The following is a 16,581-nucleotide window of genomic DNA, read 5'->3' as shown; positions in this document are numbered from 1 at the left end:
CAGGCATCAGATAAAGCAGAAGGCCATCCGTAAGGATGGCCTTTTTGCGCTGGTGCAAAAAAAATGCCGGATGCGACGCTGGCGCGTCTTGTCCGGTCTACGCAGGCACGGTAGGGGGAAACCGCGCATTATTCCCCCATATACACCAGATTCAGCAATGGATACGGTTTCATCAATTTCCCCACTTCCATGCGTTCTCCTTACCAGAAATCTCTTCTGAAGCGCCTTAATAACCGTTCTCATGCTAACTAAAGTCACTGTTAAGGTTGCATAACCTCACGCAACAAATGTATAACATTTACTTTACTAAAAAACAAACAACAGCAACCGACAAAGCATCGGATTATGGCAGGAGAAATAGTGGCATGGCAGAAAGCACTGTAACGGCAGACGGCAAACTGACAAGTAGTGATACTCGTCGCCGCATTTGGGCAATTGTGGGGGCCTCTTCAGGTAATCTGGTCGAGTGGTTCGATTTCTATGTCTACTCGTTCTGTTCACTCTACTTCGCCCACATCTTCTTCCCTTCTGGGAACACGACTACTCAACTACTGCAAACAGCCGGTGTTTTTGCTGCGGGATTCCTGATGCGCCCAATAGGCGGTTGGCTATTTGGACGCATAGCCGATAAACATGGTCGTAAAAAATCGATGCTGTTATCGGTGTGTATGATGTGTTTCGGCTCACTGGTAATCGCCTGTTTGCCTGGTTATGAAACAATCGGTACCTGGGCTCCAGCATTATTGCTTCTCGCGCGTTTATTTCAGGGATTATCCGTTGGCGGAGAATATGGCACCAGCGCCACCTATATGAGTGAAGTTGCCGTTGAAGGGCGCAAAGGTTTTTACGCATCATTTCAGTATGTGACGTTGATCGGCGGACAACTGCTAGCCCTACTGGTTGTCGTGGTTTTACAACACACCATGGAAGACGCTGCACTCAGAGAGTGGGGATGGCGTATTCCTTTTGCGTTAGGAGCTGTGTTAGCTGTTGTGGCGTTGTGGTTACGCCGTCAATTGGATGAAACTTCACAACAAGAAACACGCGCTTTAAAAGAAGCTGGATCTTTGAAAGGATTATGGCGCAATCGCCGAGCATTCATCATGGTTCTCGGTTTTACCGCTGCGGGCTCCCTTTGTTTCTATACCTTCACCACTTACATGCAGAAGTATCTGGTGAATACTGCGGGAATGCACGCAAACGTAGCAAGCGGCATTATGACAGCAGCACTGTTTGTATTTATGCTCATCCAGCCGCTCATTGGGGCACTGTCGGATAAGATTGGCCGCCGAACTTCAATGTTATGTTTTGGTTCTCTGGCAGCCATTTTTACCGTTCCGATTCTTTCAGCATTGCAGAACGTTTCCTCTCCTTATGCCGCTTTTGGTCTGGTGATGTGCGCCCTGCTGATAGTGAGTTTTTATACTTCAATCAGTGGAATACTGAAGGCTGAGATGTTCCCGGCACAGGTTCGTGCATTAGGCGTTGGTCTGTCATATGCAGTCGCCAATGCTATATTTGGTGGCTCAGCGGAGTATGTGGCGCTGTCGCTGAAATCGGTAGGGATGGAAACAGCCTTCTTCTGGTATGTCACCTTTATGTCAGTTATTGCATTTCTGGTTTCACTAACATTGCATCGCAAAGGGAAGGGAATGCGTCTTTAGTGATGCGCCAGTTGCCAGACGGTATAGCCGGTGCTTGCACCGGCGATATCCCAGGCAAAATCTTTCCAGCTCCAGCCGCTCCCTTCAGGGCGGCTATCCCAAAGTTCTTTTGACGCGCCCAGCCCTACAGAGAACATCAGCCCGAACGTGGCGCTACGGTCAGAGCTCATTCCCTGATGCTGTGCGTATTCATTTCCGGCGGCAGAAAGCATCGCCGAGGCGATAAAGTGTTGAGCTTTATCCTGCCCGCTCCAGCTATCGTTAGCCATGTGGCTGCATCCAGAAAGTAACAATAGCGAACAGACAAAAAGAATACGCAAAACGTGGCCTCCAAAAAACAAACCCCGTACAGGACGGGGTTGTGATTACAGGATGCGGCTAATTAATCGGTCGATGCGGATACGGCGCAAACGGCGGATAAGTTTGCGAACTTTCACCGGATAATCGGCAATACTTTGCAGATCGCGGTAGTGCTTAACGATGGTGGTATGCTCGCGGATCAGCTCCAGTTCTTTCTCACGCTGTGGTGCAAGCTCCAGTTGCGGATCGTGGATCAAAATGGCGTTTTCCAGATCCAGACGCCAGGCGCGTGGGTTCAGGTTATTACCGGTTACCAGCATCCACTTATCATCAACCCACATCCCTTTCAGGTGATAGGTGTTGTCGTCATCTTTCCATAACCGAACCACTAACTGGTCAGTATTGACGTAATACTGCAAACGGCTCAGGAAGCGACGCAGATTGATCTCATAAAGATAAGGCAGTGCGCCAATTATCTTGAAAGGTTCATCTTCCGGAATGTAGAAGTCATTCGCGGTTTTATCACCAACAATAATTTCGACCTTTTTCCCTTCGCGCAGCAACTGGATGATATTGCGCACAAGGATTGCTGGCAGGTTGAAGTAGGGGGTGCAGATGGTTAGTTTCTGCTCGGCACAAGGCATAAGATGGAAAATGGTCTTGTTCAACAGACTCGATTTCCCCAGACCTACCAACGGCGTTACGGAAAGCTGATCGTTGTCGGCATCGCCCTGGAAATGATAAGCGGCATCACGCAGCTCCTGGCGGAACAGGCGAATGTCGTTCTTGATTTCCGGACTTTTTGGGCGATTAACATCATCCAGACGATTAACGCCGCGACCATTCATAATATTCTGTGTAACCCATTCAAACATAATGTCTGACATCTTACGGTTACGGATCAGATGATAACGGTCGTAGCGATATTTATCGTGCTGATGCAGGTAAACATCGTTCAGGCTGGCACCGCTATAAAGTACGCTATCGTCGATGATAAAGCCTTTAAAGTGCAGAACACCAAGGGCTTCACGGGTATTGATTGGAACGCCATAAACCGGAACATCTACGCCCGGATTTTCCTGCGCCATGCGGCAGTACCAGTCAGCGTTAGTGTCAGATGCCGCAGCGCCAATGCGTCCACGTTGTGCACGATGCCAGTCGACCAGCACCCGCACATCCAGTTCCGGACGTTGCCGTTTAGCCTCATACAACGCGTTCAGAATGCCTTTGCCACCGTCATCCTGTTCGAGATACAGGGCAACAATGCAAATGCGCTGCTTCGCGCTGGCTATTTTTTCCAGCAGCGTCTCCCGGAAGTCGGCGGGAGCGTAAAAGAAATCGACATCATCAACTGATTGAGAAATCTTGGGTAGTTGGGCAAGGTGTTGTTGATGTTTATTACGCTTAAATTTTGACAACATCACAGTGCATTTCTTCTCTGTTCATTGAAGGGTCCTCTGTGCAATGCAGACGACATAAGCGAGCAATAATAACACCAGTCCCGATTAAGTGGTCAACATTTCCAGTACCTTACTCATGATACCTCGCGCTGGGCAAGATTTAGCGTAAGCCCAACGATCCCCTCTTCGAGCTGGATATCAACGTTAAACCCGAGCTTGCGAGCCAGCGCCACCATGCCACGATTGTTTGGCATCGTAATACCATTCAGGCGTTGCAGTCCGTGATCTCGCGTATAGGTAATCAACTTTTCCATTAAGCGGCGGCCTAAGCCTAATCCTTTGAGATCCGATCGAACCAGTACGGCAAATTCGGCATCGATGTTATCTGGGTCGGAGATCGCTCGTGTGACACCGAGGATCTCTTCTGTTTGATCAATACGTCGTACCGCCACAAAAGCCATTTCTCGATCGTAGTCGATCTGCGTCATGTTGGCTAAATCTTCATGGGTAAATTCGTTGATCTCGCTAAAGTAGCGGTAATAAAGATCTTCTTTGGTGACTCGCGAAATGAATTGCTGAAGCTGCGGCTCATCTTCCGGCAAAATCGGGCGGAACAAGCAGCGTTCGCCGTTTTTCAATTCTACCCACTCTTCCAGCTGATGCGGATAAGGGCGCACAGCCAGCCGACTCTCGTTATCGCCTTCAAAAGGCGCAATATCCAGCGTGACATCCAGCGCGGTAAATTCACTGCCGGAAGCCAGCAAAGGATGAATATCCAGACGCTGAATTTCCGGGCAATCGACAATCAGGTTGGAAACCTGCACCAGTAACTGGCTTAAGCCCGCGACGTCGAGTGGACGCAGTGCACTGCGAGCACGAATCTTTTTACTTTTGATCCCCTGAATAACCAGATAGCGGGCCAGGTTCATATTCAGCGGCGGCAGTGCGACGACGGCTTGATCTTCAGGACGCCACTCCACACCGCCTTCACCCAGCATGATCAACGGCCCGAAAACCGGATCGTGCTCGACGACTACGCGCAACTCCTGAGCACCTGCACGGTTAGCCATACTTTGCACTAAAAGGCCGTGAATACGCGCCTGCGGCCAGGCCATTTTTACCCGATAGAAAATAGCGTTCGCGGCTTGCTGGACTTCACTAGCCGTACGCAAATAGAGCATCACGCCCTGAACTTCTGATTTATGCGGAATATCCGGCGAGCGCAACTTCAGCGCCACCGGATAACCAATCTGTTCGGCAATATGTACAGCTTCGGTGCTGTCAGTGGCAATCCAGGTGGGAAGCGTGTTCATGCCATACGCTTGCAGGATGGGCTGAACTTCATGGGTATCGAGTGATGTCGCTCCTTCAGCAATGGCTTGCTGTAGCAGAATATGCGCTTCTGCGGTATTAGAGGTCAGATTGCTGGGCAGCGCCGGCGTTTCGCGTAGTTGCTTCTGATTACGTCGGTACTCCACCATATGCATAAAAGCGGTAATAGTACCTTCCGGCGTTCGATAGGTCGGCAGCCCGGCTTCGCTGAATAAACGTCGTGCCTCTTGCGAGGAGTGTTCTCCACACCAGTTCGTCAGCAGAGATAAATACTTGCTGCGAGGGTGATGTTTTACCGCTTCAATTAATGCTTGCGCACTTTCTGTTGCGGGCGCTGCGGCGCTGGGCGAATGAATAACCATCAGCGCATCAAAATCCTGGCTGTGAAACAGAATATCCAGCGTTTTGACATAATGCTCGCTGCTGGCGTCATCGCGCAGATCGAGCGGGTTAGAGATAGCAACATGTTCTGGCAGCGCATCGCGCAGTTTCTGGCAAATCTCTTCACTTAGCGTTGCCAGCTTGCCATTGCGCGACCATAAGGCATCCAGTGCCAGCGCGGCAGGCGCGGCACCGTTGCTGATTATCATCAGCCGGTCGCCACGTAGCGGGCGCATATGGCTAAGGGTTTCTACCGCCGAAAACAGTTCGTGAGTGTCCTGCACTCGTAATAAACCTGCACGCTGAATAGCCGCATCCCACGCCGGATCCATTCCTGCCGTGGTGTTCAACAGACGTTGAGCCGCCGGGCTACGTCCGCTTTTAATCACCAGAATCGGTTTATTGCGCGAGGCACTACGGGCTGCCGAAACAAAGCGTCGCGCGTCGCTTAACTGTTCGAGATAGAGCAGGATGGCGCTGGTTTTACTGTCGCGCGCCAGATAGTCGAGCAATTCATCAACGTCGATATCCAGGCTGTCGCCGAGCGCAATAAAGTAGGAAAAGCCCATCTCACGCTGTTGCGCCCAGTCGAGGATGGTGTTGGAGACGGCAGCCGATTGTGAAATAAACGCCAGCTTGCCGCGTTTAATCGGCACAGGCGAAAAGCTGGCATTCAGACCTTGCCAGGGAGCCAGTAAGCCCAGACTGTTTGGTCCTAGCAGGCGCATGTTATGGCGCAGGGCGCAGGCGCGGAGATCTTCGTGTTGAGATGCCGGTGCAGAAAGAATAATGCAGGTTTTACAGCCTTTCTTGCCGAGCTCTTCCAGAAGAGCAATATTGCGGCTGGCATTGGTACACAAAACCGCAAGGTCGGGTGTAAAGGGCAAGCTGGCAATATCCGGCCAGGCCAACACACCCAACACCGCTTTCCAGGCTGGCGTCACCGGGAGTACCGGTCCGTTAAAGCCTCCCGCCAGCAGGTTACGCATCATCAGGTAACCTGCGCGATTGGGTTTCATCGATGCGCCAATTACCGCAATCGATTTTGGTCGCAGTAGTGCTTCCAGTCCTCGCTGACTCATACCGGTCTCCCGCAGAAGTGACCGAATGATTTTAAACGCTTTCTAACAGTTCTGCTGTGATGCTACCCAGATGTTGCGTTTTTCCTGCCAGATAGCGCGTTTTAAAACGAGTGAAATGCTCGCCTAAGCCCGTTGCTGCTTCGGTATCGCCTGCCATATCTAAAAGTGCGATGGCTACTTCGGCAGTACAATATTGGCCTTCGGCCTGGGCTTCACGCAGGCGATAGGCAGAAAGCCGGGAAAGATCGACGGAAATAACCGGGAAATTATCCAGATACGGACTTTTACGAAACATCTTGCGTGCTTCCGGCCAGGTGCCATCGAGCATAATAAACAGCGGCGGCTTACCGGAAGGCGGCGAGAAGATGACTTCCCGTTGCTCGCCGGCATACGAGGCAGGAAAAACCACCATTGGCTGATAATCCGGGTTTTGTACCAGATCCAGCAAATCTTGCGAGGGTTCGGTACGCGACCATTGAAACGCGACAGTATCCGGCAAGATATCAGCAATTAAACGTCCGGTATTGCTGGGCTTCATTGGCTCGGTATCGAACATCAGCAAACAAAAACGGCTTTTTGCTTCAGTTGGGGTGATTGTCGAACAGAGGCAAAGTTTCTCTGGCAAAAGACAGCGTTGGCAACGACGAACGCGATTACCACGGGCAAGAAAAGGACGCGTTGCGCGTGCAATACGTTCGGCGCGTAACTGGAGAACAGCGTTTTCGGTCATGAGAGAGAGCGTCGAAAAACCGCCATTGTCGCAGAGGAGAAAACGGGGCACAAGATGCGCCCCGGCAAGATTAAAGAGATTCGTTCAACCAGCTATCGAACGGCGCTTTCGGCACAGCGCCGTTAAGCATGTCAACAACCTGACCATTTTTGAAAATCATGATCGTCGGAATGCTACGAATACCAAAGCGGCTGCTTAATTCACGTTCGGCTTCGGTATTCACTTTTACAAAACGCACTTTACCGCTACGCTCTTGCGCAACATCTTCAAAAATCGGCGCGAAGTTACGGCAAGGGCCGCACCACGGCGCCCAGAAGTCGATCACTACAGGCAGATCGTCTTTCAGCAATTTGTCGAGTGTTTCACCGGTCGCATTAATCACCTCTCCGTCAAACAGGTCGTGACCGCAGCGTCCGCATTTTGCCGCATCTTCGATCCGATCGTCGGGAATGCGATTGATGGCCTGACAATGGGTACAAACGGTATTCATAACTAACCTCGGGATGAGTAAGGAGACTTATCGGCAATGACGCCGGTATGTTTCTAATATGTTACATATTATCAAAGGCAATGTTCCAGACAACAATCTGTTTTATTCAATAGGTATGATAGTCGCAGGCTTTGGTACGAAATCATGGCGAACCGCGCGCACTTCGGGTAATCTGCGCGCTTCGCGCAGCGCTGGTGGAGAAAAGCATGAACGATGAAATGAAAGGTAAAAGCGGCAAGGTCAAAGTGATGTATGTCCGCAGTGATGATGATTCTGATAAACGTACCCACAACCCGCGCACCGGGAAAGGGGGCGGGCGTCCAGGAAAATCTCGTGCTGACGGTGGCCGTCGCCCCGCCCGCGATGACAAACAGAGTCAGCCCCGTGACCGCAAGTGGGAAGAGTCGCCGTGGCGCACCGTTTCCCGCGCGCCGGGTGATGAGGCACCAGAAAAGGCCGATCACGGTGGCATCAGTGGTAAAAGTTTTATTGATCCCGAAGTTTTGCGTCGTCAGCGTGCGGAAGAAACCCGCGTCTACGGTGAAAATGCATGTCAGGCACTGTTCCAGAGCCGTCCGGAAGCGATTGTTCGCGCCTGGTTTATCCAGAGCGTAACGCCACGTTTTAAAGAAGCATTGCGCTGGATGGCGGCAAACCGCAAAGCGTACCATGTAGTGGATGAAGCGGAACTGACAAAAGCGTCAGGCACGGAACATCACGGCGGCGTTTGCTTCCTGATCAAAAAGCGTAACGGCACAACCGTACAGCAGTGGGTAAGCCAGGCTGGCGCGCAGGATTGCGTACTGGCGCTGGAAAACGAATCTAACCCGCATAACCTGGGTGGCATGATGCGTAGCTGTGCGCACTTCGGCGTGAAAGGCGTTGTGGTGCAGGATGCGGCGTTGCTGGAATCGGGTGCGGCAATCCGTACCGCAGAAGGCGGCGCAGAGCACGTTCAGCCGATTACCGGCGACAACATTGTTAACGTGCTGGATGATTTCCGTCAGGCGGGTTACACCGTCGTGACCACTTCCAGCGAGCAGGGTAAACCGCTGTTCAAAACCAGTCTACCAGCGAAAATGGTGCTGGTGCTGGGTCAGGAATATGAAGGCTTACCGGATGCCGCACGCGATCCGAACGATCTGCGCGTGAAGATTGACGGTACTGGCAACGTTGCTGGTCTGAATATCTCTGTCGCAACTGGTGTGCTGCTTGGCGAATGGTGGCGTCAGAATAAAGCCTGATAAATCAGCCGGATGGCAATTCTGCCATCCGGTATTTTTCCGTCAATTACTCACTCTCTGCCGGTAATACTGGCATCCAGTCAATCGGCGTCTCGCCACGTTGTACCAGCCACTGATTTGCCAGCACAAAATGGTTGCAGCCAAAGAATCCACGATGCGCCGAAAGCGGTGACGGATGTGGCGCTTTCAGCACGTGATGGCGTTGCTTATCTATAATCGCCCCTTTCTTTTGCGCATGTGATCCCCACAACAAAAACACCACGCCTTCACGATGCTGATTAATCAGGCTGATGACTTTATCAGTAAACGTTTCCCAGCCGAGGCTGGCGTGGGAATGTGCCTGGCCTGCGCGCACCGTCAATACGGTGTTGAGCAGGAGAACCCCTTGACGTGCCCAGCTTTCAAGATAGCCATGTGTCGGGCGAGTAAAGCCTGGAAGGGTATTTTCCAGCTCTTTGTACATATTCAGTAGAGAAGGCGGTATAGCAATGCCTAGGCGAACGGAAAATGCCAGACCGTGCGCTTGTCCGGGGCCGTGGTAAGGATCCTGACCGAGGATCACCACTTTGACATCGCCCAGTTCAGTAAAGCGAAAGGCGTTAAAGACATCTTTTTGTGGTGGGTAGATGGTTATCCCGGACTGCCGCTCGCTGGCAACGGTCTGGAGGGTGTTAAGAAAATAGGGTTGCTGCTTTTCTTCAGCCAGCACGTCATGCCAGGTTAATTGGTTAGTCATCTCGCTCTCCTGCGGATCTTCAATCCGCCTAGCTTAACTGCTTCTTTCTACAGAACAAAATCAAGCTCATTTTTTAGCCATAAACGAGTGCAAAAAAATGTAAATTGGTAAAATTCCACACTCGTATAAGTTGATGTAAAACAATAAAATCCATTTACGACCACATTTGATGTGTGGTTTTTGTTGATTTAAATCAAAGAATCAAGGGTGTTTGAGGAGTATATATACACTCAAGCAACAATGGTTTTACCAATTGGCCGCGACAGGCTAATCAAATCAAATAATTTGCCGGGGAGGCATCACATGATTACAGGTATCCAGATTACTAAAGCCGCTAATGACGATCTGCTGAACTCTTTCTGGCTGCTGGACAGCGAAAAAGGCGAAGCGCGTTGCATCGTTGCGAAAGCAGGTTTTGCAGAAGACGAAGTGGTTGCAGTAAGCAAACTGGGTGACATTGAATACCGTGAAGTTCCAGTAGAAGTTAAACCAGAAGTTCGCGTTGAAGGTGGCCAGCACCTGAACGTAAACGTTCTGCGTCGTGAAACTCTGGAAGATGCAGTTAAGCATCCGGAAAAATATCCGCAGCTGACCATCCGTGTATCCGGTTATGCAGTTCGCTTCAACTCTCTGACTCCGGAACAGCAGCGCGACGTTATCGCTCGTACCTTTACTGAAAGCCTGTAAGGCTTAAGTAGCAAGTTATTAAGCGGAAGAGGGTGACCTCTTCCGCTTTTCTTTTGTCTTTCAATAGAAAATGCGTACCGCACAATAGACCAGCAACAGCGCCAGCACGATATTCAACTGACGGCCATAGCGGTTAAACAATCGCTGAAACAGATGTCCCGCCAGCGCCCAACACACATTGCCAAACGTCCCAATCATCGCCAGCAAAACGCTGACGCCAACTACCCAGCTTAACGCCTGTGTTTGCGGCAGAACAAACGTCGACAGTGCCGTAATGCCGTACAAAATAATTTTGACGTTCACAAACTGCAAAGCAAAGCTGGCCCAAAAACTGATCGGTTTTGCCTGAAGTCCGTCTTCTTTTGTTGGACTGGTAGCGATTTTCCACGCCAGCCAGACAATATATGCTGCCCCCGCCCAACTCAACAAATGCACTGCTGCCGGATCGATAACAGCCAGTGAAAACGAAATTCCCGCACACAGCAACATGACGATTAAAAATCCCAGACTCATCCCTGCCAGCACGCGGGAACTCTGACGAACCCCATGCGACGTGGCTGAACTCAAAGCGAGAATATTGTTCGGTCCTGGCGTGAGGGCCGTAATCAGAGTGTAGGTCCAAAAAGCACTTAAAAGGGTCGGTGTCACTTGTTATCTCCTCTGTTTTGGTAGACAGTACCCGACATGAAACATTTAAAAAAATGAATGTTTTTTCATTCTAAATTCGACAATCTCGATAGGTTTGGATTTATGGATCTGCGCCGTTTTATTACGCTTAAAACCGTGGTGGAAGAGGGTTCCTTTTTGCGAGCTTCGCAAAAATTGTGCTGCACACAATCGACGGTTACTTTTCATATTCAGCAGCTTGAACAGGAGTTCTCGGTTCAGTTGTTTGAGAAAATTGGCCGACGGATGTGCCTCACTCGCGAAGGAAAAAAGCTGCTGCCGCACATTTATGAACTCACCAGAGTGATGGATACGCTACGCGAGGCTGCCAAAAAAGAGTCGGATCCGGACGGAGAGCTGCGCGTTGTTTCAGGTGAAACGCTACTCTCTTACCGAATGCCGCAGGTGTTGCAGCGTTTTCGGCAACGCGCACCCAAAGTACGTTTATCGTTGCAGTCGCTGAATTGCTACGTGATCCGTGATGCATTGCTGAATGATGAGGCCGATATCGGTGTCTTTTATCGCGTAGGGAATGATGATGCTCTGAACCGACGAGAGTTGGGTGAACAATCACTGGTGTTGGTGGCTTCACCGCAAATTACAGATGTCGATTTTACTGAGCCGGGAAGACATAACGCCTGTAGCTTTATTATTAACGAACCGCAATGTGTCTTCCGCCAGATATTTGAAAGCACGCTGCGTCAGCGGCGGATTACGGTGGAACACACCATTGAGCTTATAAGCATTGAAAGTATCAAGCGATGTGTCGCGGCAAACATCGGAGTCAGCTACTTACCGCGATTTGCGGTAGCAAAAGAGCTGGAGTGCGGAGAATTAATTGAATTACCCTTCGGCGAACCGTCGCAGACCATTACGGCAATGTGCGCTCACCATGCCGGAAAAGCGGTTAGCCCGGCGATGCATACTTTTATTCAGTGTGTTGAAGAGTGTTTTTTGCCGGGATAAAAAAATGCCGGGCTTAAACCCGGCATTATGATTACTCTTCTGTCGTTTGCGGCGGCACGCCCGTTCCGCTTGGTTTGCGGCGCTTACCAATATTTTTGGTATCGCGATGGCGTTTTTTCACCCGTGGCTTCTCTTTCTCTTTAGCCTTTTTCTTCTCGGCGCGTTTTGCCAACACTTTTTTCGATGGCTTGCCGGTCTGTTTCTCGCTTGGCGCACGCGTTTTCGGGCGTAACTCATCAATTACGCGAGCTTTAATTGGCTCTTCAATATAACGGCCAACTTTGCCCAGCAGCAGATGGTCATGAGCTTCAACCAGTGAAATTGCGGTGCCTTTACGGCCAGCGCGAGCGGTACGCCCGATACGGTGCAAATAAGTATCGCCACTGCGCGGCATATCGAAGTTAAAGACGTGACTGACATCCGGAATGTCGATACCACGTGCGGCAACATCAGTTGCAACCAGTACGTTAACGCGGCCTTCGGTCAGGCGTTTGATCGCTTCGTTGCGTTTACCTTGCACCATCTCACCTTCGAGATAGCAGTTGTTGATGCCTGCTTCGCGCAGCCAGTTTGCCAGTTCATGCACACGCTCACGCTTACGCACAAAGACAATTGAGCGAGTCGCTTCCGGCTGTTTTAACAGATGCACCAGCAACGCAGTTTTATGCTCAAGATCATCGGCGCGGTAATACCACTGATGAATCTTTTTGCGCTCACGGGTGGACGGATTCGCAGAAACTTCCACCGGATCTTCGAGCAGACGCTCAGCAAAATCCTGAATAGCATCGCCTTCCAGCGTTGCCGAGAAGAGCAGGGTTTGTTTACGCCAGCGAGTTTCGCCAGCAATATGTTCGATATCCTGGGCGAAACCCATATCCAGCATACGGTCTGCTTCGTCGAGGATCAGCGTTTCAACCGCGCGGCAATCGAAGTTCTCTTCTTTTATATACTGCAGCAGACGACCAGTTGTGGCGACCACGATGTCCTGGTTTTCGCTGAACACTTCTGCGTGGTTCATATAAGCCACGCCACCGGTGATGGTGGCAATATCCAGATGCGTATGTTTCGCCAGTTCGCGGGCATGATCGGCCACCTGCATCGCCAGTTCGCGAGTTGGGGTGAGGATCAAAATACGCGGCGGACCGGATTTCTTACGCGGGAAATCGAGCAGGTGCTGCAACGCTGGCAGCAGATACGCCGCCGTTTTACCGGTGCCTGTCGGCGCAGAACCGAGTACATCACGGCCATCGAGCGCAGGCGGAATGGCGGCAGCCTGAATGGCGGTCGGGCGAGTGAAACCTTTATCCTGGAGTGCTTCCAGCAGGCTTTCGTCGAGTTCAAGTTCGGAAAAAGTCGTTACAGTCATGTTCTACCTCTGTGTGGGGCGCTGATTATAGACGTTACGGCTGCAATCTTCATCTGTTTGTATGGATATCGCTTCTCAGGTATTGTTCTTACCCGGCGCTATCGCCGTTTTTCCAGCAAGGTTTTATTTTCATGTCACAGTCTACATCCGTGCTTCGTCGTAATGGATTTACTTTTAAACAGTTTTTTGTCGCACACGATCGCTGTGCAATGAAAGTGGGAACGGATGGAATTTTGCTGGGCGCATGGGCTCCTGTGGCTGGGGTAAAACGCTGCCTTGATATCGGTAGCGGTAGCGGCTTATTGGCTTTGATGCTGGCGCAGCGCACCGATGATGGCGTGATAATCGATGCGGTTGAAATTGAAAATGAAGCGGCTGCCCAGGCGCAGGAAAATATCGCGCAGTCCCCGTGGGCAGAGCGGATTAACGTCCATACGGTGGATATTCAGCAGTGGATTACCCAGCAGTCTGCGCGTTTTGATTTAATTATCAGCAACCCGCCGTATTATCAGCAGGGAGTAGAGTGCGCAACACCACAGCGGGAGCAGGCGCGCTATACCACTACACTTGATCACCAGACGTTGCTCACTTGCGCGGCAGAATGCATTACCGAAGAGGGATTTTTCTGCGTGGTGCTGCCAGAACAGGTCGGTAATGGTTTTACTGAACTGGCGTTAAATATGGGCTGGCATTTACGTTTACGGACGGATGTGGCGGAAAACGAAGCGCGACTGCCGCATCGGGTGCTGCTGGCATTCTCCCCACAGGCGGGGGAGTGTTTTAGCGATCGCTTAGTGATTCGTGGGCCAGACCAGAACTATTCCGAAGCGTATACGGCGCTGACCCAGGCTTTTTATCTGTTTATGTAATGATTGCCGGGGGTGAGAATCGACGGACCGGAATGCGCGAGTAGCTCCGGGTAATCCAGCGTGTAATGCAAGCCCCGACTCTCTTTGCGCATTATCGCGCAGCGAACAATCAACTCGGCAACCTGCACCAGATTACGCAGCTCCAGCAAATTATTCGACACACGGAAGTGAGCATAATATTCATCTATCTCCTGCTGCAACATATTGATCCGCCGCAGGGCGCGCTCCAGGCGCTTTGTTGTGCGTACAATGCCCACGTAATCCCACATAAACAGGCGTAACTCATGCCAGTTATGTTGAATCACCACCAGTTCATCAGGATTCTCAACGCGGCTTTCATCCCACTGCGGTAACGTACTGACGCCGCGCACATAGGGCATACGCTTTGCAATATCTTCCGCTGCCGACCAGCCGTAGACCAGACACTCCAGCAATGAGTTAGAGGCCATTCGGTTAGCGCCATGTAATCCTGTATAGCTGACTTCACCAATGGCATACAGGCCATCAACGTCGGTACGCCCATAATCATCTACCATCACGCCACCGCAGGTGTAGTGCGCAGCGGGCACTATTGGGACAGGCTCTTTCGTGAGATCAATACCCAGTCCCAATAACTTTTCATAAATCATCGGGAAATGCTGACGAATAAAATCCGCAGGTTTATGGCTGATATCGAGGAACATACAATCCGCGCCGAGGCGCTTCATTTCGTGATCAATAGCACGAGCAACAATATCGCGCGGTGCCAGTTCGCCGCGATCATCAAAATCGGGCATAAATCGTGTACCGTCCGGGCGTTTCAAATAAGCGCCTTCGCCACGTAAAGCTTCCGTTAACAGGAAATTTCGAGCCTGTGGATGATACAGTGCGGTAGGGTGGAACTGATTAAATTCAAGATTAGCAACCCGGCAACCCGCGCGCCAGGCCATGGCAATACCATCGCCGGAGGATATATCAGGATTGGTGGTATACTGATAAACTTTCGATGCGCCTCCGGTTGCCAGCACTACCGCTTTTGCGTGGCAGGTTTCTACTGCTTCTTTATTGCGATTCCATACCCACGCGCCAACAACCCGCCGCGTACCCGGCAGACCAATTTTGTCAGAAATAATCAGATCGACTGCGTTGCTGCGTTCCAGCACGCGAATATTCGGATGGTTCTGCGCCTTGCTCACCAGCGTGGTTTCTACTTCTTTACCAGTGGCGTCGGCGGCATGAAGAATACGACGGTGACTATGTCCACCTTCACGGGTCAGATGGTAGCTCTCTTCGCCATTTGGCCGAACGTGGGTATCAAACAACACCCCCTGGTCGATCAACCATTGCACGCAGGAACGCGCATTGCTGGCAACAAATTCAACTGCATGGCGATCGCAAATTCCGGCACCAGCAATTAAGGTATCTTCCACATGGGAATCGATGCTGTCAGTTTCATCAAACACGGCGGCAATTCCGCCCTGGGCGTAAAACGTCGAGCCTTCTGTAACTTGACCTTTACTTAGAACGATGACTTGATGCTTATCCGCCAGACGTAGCGCCAGTGAAAGCCCGGCGGCACCGCTACCAATAATCAACACATCACAAGAATGTTCAGGGAAAATATTCATTTTGATTGTTTAATTTACTAAACACCGTTCGGTCAGCATAGCATCATGTTGTACAATTAAACATCTGTTATTTTGATGTTTGTTACAAGGGCTAAACATGTTGATTCAGGAAGACGGGAAAAAGAGAAGTTGCTCGTCGGCGGAGGATTAGGTGGTGAAATAAAAAGGCCGTTGGGTTACTCTTCAGGCAGTTAAATGGGCATTTCTACACAGATAATGCGTTATTCAGATTCTGTAGACTTATAATGATAGATAATGATCCGTCTACAGCATGACAAACAAAAACAGATGCGTTACGGAACTTTACAAAAACGAGACACTCTAACCCTTTGCTTGCTCAAATTGCAGCTAATGGAGTGGCGTTTCGATAGCGCGTGGAAATTTGGTTTGGGGAGATTTTACCTCGGATGAGCGAGCAGTTAACGGACCAGGTCCTGGTTGAGCGGGTCCAGAAGGGAGATCAGAAAGCCTTTAACTTACTGGTAGTGCGCTATCAGCATAAGGTGGCGAGTCTGGTTTCCCGCTATGTGCCGTCGGGTGATGTTCCCGATGTGGTACAAGAAGCTTTTATTAAAGCCTATCGTGCGCTGGATTCGTTCCGGGGAGATAGTGCTTTTTATACATGGCTGTATCGGATTGCTGTTAATACGGCAAAAAATTACCTGGTTGCTCAGGGGCGTCGTCCACCTTCCAGTGATGTGGATGCCATTGAAGCTGAAAACTTCGAAAGTGGCGGCGCGCTGAAAGAAATTTCGAACCCTGAGAACTTAATGTTGTCAGAAGAACTGAGACAGATAGTTTTCCGAACTATTGAGTCCCTCCCGGAAGATTTACGCATGGCAATAACCTTGCGGGAGCTGGATGGCCTGAGCTATGAAGAGATAGCCGCTATCATGGATTGTCCGGTGGGTACGGTGCGTTCACGTATCTTCCGTGCGAGGGAAGCTATTGATAATAAAGTTCAACCGCTTATCAGGCGTTGACGATAGCGGGATACTGGATAAGGGTATTAGGCATGCAGAAAGAACAACTTTCCGCTTTAATGGATGGCGAAACGCTGG

Annotated in this window: 16 protein-coding genes; 7 read left to right on the top strand and 9 right to left on the bottom strand. The window is 50.7% G+C overall.

Annotated elements, in window-relative coordinates; translation table 11 throughout:
• Positions 1–365: 365 nt before the first annotated feature.
• Positions 366–1,664, top strand: coding sequence for an alpha-ketoglutarate permease (gene kgtP / locus EQY_RS0101415; protein WP_000841090.1), 1,299 nt, complete (start codon positions 366–368; stop codon positions 1,662–1,664).
• Here kgtP and EQY_RS0101410 read toward each other — a convergent pair.
• The 5 genes from EQY_RS0101410 to trxC form a co-directional block, all read right to left on the bottom strand.
• Complete coding sequence (locus tag EQY_RS0101410) at positions 1,661–1,984, bottom strand: YfiM family lipoprotein (protein ID WP_071987900.1); 324 nt, start codon at positions 1,982–1,984, stop codon at positions 1,661–1,663. The two genes, kgtP and EQY_RS0101410, sit on opposite strands and share 4 nt — an antisense overlap.
• Before the next feature lie 45 nt (positions 1,985–2,029).
• Positions 2,030–3,385: a CDP-diacylglycerol--serine O-phosphatidyltransferase gene (gene pssA / locus EQY_RS0101405; RefSeq protein WP_000949251.1), complete on the bottom strand. Its 1,356-nt coding sequence runs from the start codon at positions 3,383–3,385 to the stop codon at positions 2,030–2,032.
• 113 nt (positions 3,386–3,498) lie between these two features.
• Positions 3,499–6,159: a peptidyl-lysine N-acetyltransferase PatZ gene (patZ, locus tag EQY_RS0101400; RefSeq protein ID WP_000082944.1), complete on the bottom strand. Its 2,661-nt coding sequence runs from the start codon at positions 6,157–6,159 to the stop codon at positions 3,499–3,501.
• Between the two features lie 31 nt (positions 6,160–6,190).
• On the bottom strand, positions 6,191–6,889 hold the full coding sequence (gene tapT / locus EQY_RS0101395; protein ID WP_000138186.1) for a tRNA-uridine aminocarboxypropyltransferase: 699 nt from the start codon (positions 6,887–6,889) through the stop codon (positions 6,191–6,193).
• 70 nt (positions 6,890–6,959) lie between these two features.
• Positions 6,960–7,379 (bottom strand): thioredoxin TrxC, encoded by a 420-nt coding sequence (gene trxC / locus EQY_RS0101390; protein WP_001098726.1) that lies wholly within the window; start codon positions 7,377–7,379, stop codon positions 6,960–6,962.
• A 206-nt stretch (positions 7,380–7,585) separates the two neighbouring features.
• On the opposite strand from trxC, the gene EQY_RS0101380 reads away from it, so the two are divergent.
• Positions 7,586–8,623 carry a tRNA/rRNA methyltransferase gene (locus EQY_RS0101380; protein ID WP_000997415.1) on the top strand — a complete coding sequence of 346 codons (1,038 nt, stop codon included), beginning with the start codon at positions 7,586–7,588 and terminating at the stop codon, positions 8,621–8,623.
• Positions 8,624–8,669: 46 nt separating this feature from the next.
• Here EQY_RS0101380 and ung read toward each other — a convergent pair whose 3' ends face one another.
• A complete protein-coding gene (gene ung / locus EQY_RS0101375) occupies positions 8,670–9,359 on the bottom strand; it encodes a uracil-DNA glycosylase (protein ID WP_000184512.1) in 690 nt (229 codons plus the stop codon).
• A gap of 303 nt (positions 9,360–9,662) precedes the next feature.
• On the opposite strand from ung, the gene grcA reads away from it, so the two are divergent.
• Entirely contained in the window at positions 9,663–10,046 is a 384-nt protein-coding gene (gene grcA / locus EQY_RS0101370) for an autonomous glycyl radical cofactor GrcA (RefSeq protein WP_000627804.1), read from the top strand.
• 60 nt (positions 10,047–10,106) lie between these two features.
• Here grcA and eamB read toward each other — a convergent pair whose 3' ends face one another.
• Positions 10,107–10,694: a cysteine/O-acetylserine transporter gene (eamB, locus tag EQY_RS0101365; protein ID WP_000189197.1), complete on the bottom strand. Its 588-nt coding sequence runs from the start codon at positions 10,692–10,694 to the stop codon at positions 10,107–10,109.
• A gap of 102 nt (positions 10,695–10,796) precedes the next feature.
• On the opposite strand from eamB, the gene EQY_RS0101360 reads away from it, so the two are divergent.
• A complete protein-coding gene (locus tag EQY_RS0101360) occupies positions 10,797–11,678 on the top strand; it encodes a LysR family transcriptional regulator (RefSeq protein WP_024212359.1) in 882 nt (293 codons plus the stop codon).
• Positions 11,679–11,709: 31 nt separating this feature from the next.
• Here the strand turns inward: EQY_RS0101360 and srmB are convergent, their stop codons facing one another.
• Positions 11,710–13,044 (bottom strand): ATP-dependent RNA helicase SrmB, encoded by a 1,335-nt coding sequence (srmB, locus tag EQY_RS0101355; RefSeq protein ID WP_000219193.1) that lies wholly within the window; start codon positions 13,042–13,044, stop codon positions 11,710–11,712.
• Positions 13,045–13,175: 131 nt separating this feature from the next.
• Here srmB and trmN point away from each other — a divergent pair, with 131 nt between their 5' ends.
• Entirely contained in the window at positions 13,176–13,913 is a 738-nt protein-coding gene (gene trmN / locus EQY_RS0101350; protein ID WP_024212358.1) for a tRNA(1)(Val) (adenine(37)-N(6))-methyltransferase TrmN, read from the top strand.
• Here the strand turns inward: trmN and nadB are convergent.
• Positions 13,898–15,520: an L-aspartate oxidase gene (gene nadB / locus EQY_RS0101345; protein ID WP_001020197.1), complete on the bottom strand. Its 1,623-nt coding sequence runs from the start codon at positions 15,518–15,520 to the stop codon at positions 13,898–13,900. The two genes, trmN and nadB, sit on opposite strands and share 16 nt — an antisense overlap.
• A gap of 255 nt (positions 15,521–15,775) precedes the next feature.
• On the opposite strand from nadB, the gene rseD reads away from it, so the two are divergent.
• Positions 15,776–15,931, top strand: coding sequence for a rpoE leader peptide RseD (gene rseD, locus EQY_RS26035; protein ID WP_032147913.1), 156 nt, complete (start codon positions 15,776–15,778; stop codon positions 15,929–15,931).
• On the top strand, positions 15,928–16,503 hold the full coding sequence (gene rpoE / locus EQY_RS0101335; RefSeq protein WP_001295364.1) for an RNA polymerase sigma factor RpoE: 576 nt from the start codon (positions 15,928–15,930) through the stop codon (positions 16,501–16,503). The genes rseD and rpoE overlap by 4 nt, the downstream gene beginning before the upstream one ends.
• Positions 16,504–16,581: the final 78 nt, after the last annotated feature.

It is taken from the genome of Escherichia sp. TW14182 (assembly GCF_000208525.1).
Taxonomy (GTDB): domain Bacteria; phylum Pseudomonadota; class Gammaproteobacteria; order Enterobacterales; family Enterobacteriaceae; genus Escherichia; species Escherichia ruysiae.
Note: the sequence above shows the minus strand (reverse complement) of the source record. Positions and strands in the feature narration are given on the sequence as shown.